Origin of the sequence: Streptomyces sp. SID1328 (assembly GCF_009865595.1) — a bacterium.
In the GTDB taxonomy this organism is placed as follows: domain Bacteria; phylum Actinomycetota; class Actinomycetes; order Streptomycetales; family Streptomycetaceae; genus Streptomyces; species Streptomyces griseoluteus.
The window spans coordinates 1-2,135 of the sequence record NZ_WWKH01000091.1; the positions used below are offsets into that span (position 1 = coordinate 1).

The window sequence follows — 2,135 nt, forward strand, 5'->3', positions numbered from 1 at the left end:
GTTCTCGGCGGTCACAGCTTCGTCACCCCCTTGGCGACGAGTGCCACCAGCGCGAAGGCCGCGAGCACGGTGACGACGAAGGCCAGGTCGGCCATCTTGGGACTCCTGAACGGACTGGGGTCGAAAGGGGAACGCTTCGAGGAAACCCCTGCTCCAAGGAGTTGGGGCCCCACGTTGACGCCTCTCATACGGGCAGGGGCGCGGCCTTGACGGGTCTCTGACGGGGGGCGCGCGGCGGAGCGCGGCGATGGGGGCGTGCTTCCCTCGATCGAACGAGTTTGGGGACGGCGGCCCTTGGCGCGCCGGGCCGAGCGGCGGATGGGAACACGCGTTCCGGAAATTGCCTCGCCCAAGCCGTGACAAGGCCGGTGTCCGGAGCGTTTTTAGAGCACCAGTTCACTTCCCGCTCGGATGGAGGAGATCGACGACATGCGTACGTTCACCCCCGGTTCCGCCCAGGTCATCTGCCGCGCGCTCGTCGTCGACCGCGAGGGGCGCGTCCTGCGGGTACGGGACCCTGCGGAGTTGCCCGGTGCGCGGGCCGAGGCGGGCGACCGCACCTTGCTGGAGGCCGCGCTGCGGGCGGTGACCGAGCAAACCGGGCTCGCACCGGGTGGCCTGTGCCTGACCCCGGAGCTGCTGACCGCTCCGGTCCATGTCGAGGCGGTGGGACCGGCCCGTTACGAGTTCACCTTCGCCCTGTATCTGGCCCGCGAGCTGCCAGAACCCCTCGAGGCCGACTGGTCACCGGTCGAGCAGCTCGACCCGGGCTCCCTGAAAGCCAAGTTGCGCGCCCTGAACCTGGACGGAAGACCGGCTCCGGTGAACGCCTCGGCACTGATCCACGACGGTGACGGCCGCTACCTCCTCCACCTGCGCGACAACCTCCCGGGCATCTGGGAGCCGGGAACCTTCGCCCTGCTCGGCGGCGGCCGGGAGCCGGGGGACCGCACGCTGGAGGACACCCTCCGGCGGGAGCTGGCCGAGGAAGTACCGGGTCTCGACCCGGCCTGCCTGGAGCCGTACGCCGTCGAGGAGGCCACCGGTGCCGATGGGCTGTGCGTGCCCGTACATGTCTTCTCGGGTCGCTGGACCGGCGATCCGGACGGGGTGGGGCTGGCGGAGGGGGTGCTGCTGCGCTGGTTCCGTCCGGACATGCTGCACCGGCTGCGGCTGAGCACCGGCACGCGTGAACTCATCCTGCGCCACGCGGCGGCCCCGGCTGTGCGGGCCCCGGTGATCCCCCGCCCGGCGAAGGCACGGGACGCGGGCGGCACGGAGCTGAACATCGTCGGCGTCCATCTGTACACCGAGGACGACGACGGCCGTGTCCTGCTCGGGCTGCGCCACCCGGACGCGGCCTTCGCGGGCTCCACCTGGCACTTTCTGGCCGGGCACTGCGAGCGGGAGTCGGCCGTCGCGTGCCTGGTGCGGGAGGCGTACGAGGAGGCCGGGCTGGTGATCGACCCCGCCGACCTGGAGCTGGCCCATGTGGTGCACGTGCTGCACGGACCGAGGGCGCGGCCGCGCATGCAACTGGTCTTCCGCGCGCGCCGCCTGGGCGGGAAACCGTGGCTGAGGGAGCCGGACAAGTGCCTCGCCTGGCGCTGGTGGGACCCGGACGGGCTGCCGGAACCGCTCGTGCCCTACGCCCGCACGGCCATCGACGGCATCCGGACGGGCCGTACCTACTCGGAGACGGGCTGGTACCCGGCATGAGCGGCCGGCAGCGTCAGACCGTGCCGGTCGACGTGCATCTGATCCTGCGTCGGGAAACCGGCGCCGGCCCGGAGGTGCTGGTGTCACGCCGGGCCGGGGCGGTGTACGCGGCCGGGCTCTGGCATCTGCCCTCCGGGCATCTGGACGGCCCGCACGAGGACGTGGTCGACGCGCTGGTCCGGGAGGCGCGCGAGGAGACCGGTGCCGTCATCGACCGGGCCGATGTGCGCACCGCCGTCACCGTGCACCATCGCGCGCCCGGCGGTTCGGCCCGCGTCGGCTTCTTCTTCGAGGTGCGGCGGTGGGCGGGCGAGCCACGGGTCATGGAGCCGGATGTCTGCGACGCCATGACCTGGGTCCCGCTGGACGCGCTGCCCGCCGCGACGGTGGCGTACTGCCGGGCCGGCCTGGACGCG

3 protein-coding genes are annotated in these 2,135 nt (G+C 72.4%); 2 read left to right on the plus strand and 1 reads right to left on the minus strand.

Annotated features, from left to right (window positions below):
- Window positions 1-11 precede the first annotated feature (11 nt).
- Window positions 12-188, minus strand: coding sequence for a hypothetical protein (locus GT030_RS35410; protein ID WP_202459617.1), 177 nt, complete (start codon window positions 186-188; stop codon window positions 12-14).
- Window positions 189-429: 241 nt separating this feature from the next.
- Between GT030_RS35410 and GT030_RS02930 the strand changes: the two genes are divergently transcribed.
- Window positions 430-1,719 carry an NUDIX domain-containing protein gene (locus GT030_RS02930; protein WP_237522168.1) on the plus strand — a complete coding sequence of 430 codons (1,290 nt, stop codon included), beginning with the start codon at window positions 430-432 and terminating at the stop codon, window positions 1,717-1,719.
- A partial coding sequence (locus tag GT030_RS02935) for an NUDIX domain-containing protein (protein WP_161199684.1) occupies window positions 1,716-2,135 on the plus strand: 420 nt, incomplete at its 3' end. The genes GT030_RS02930 and GT030_RS02935, both read left to right, overlap by 4 nt.

Bases quoted from the DNA above. Each gene is read 5' to 3' on its own strand.
- GT030_RS35410 (WP_202459617.1), bottom strand. From the start codon at position 188: ATGAGAGGCGTCAACGTGGGGCCCCAACTCCTTGGAGCAGGGGTTTCC.
- GT030_RS02930 (WP_237522168.1), top strand. From the start codon at position 430: ATGCGTACGTTCACCCCCGGTTCCGCCCAGGTCATCTGCCGCGCGCTC.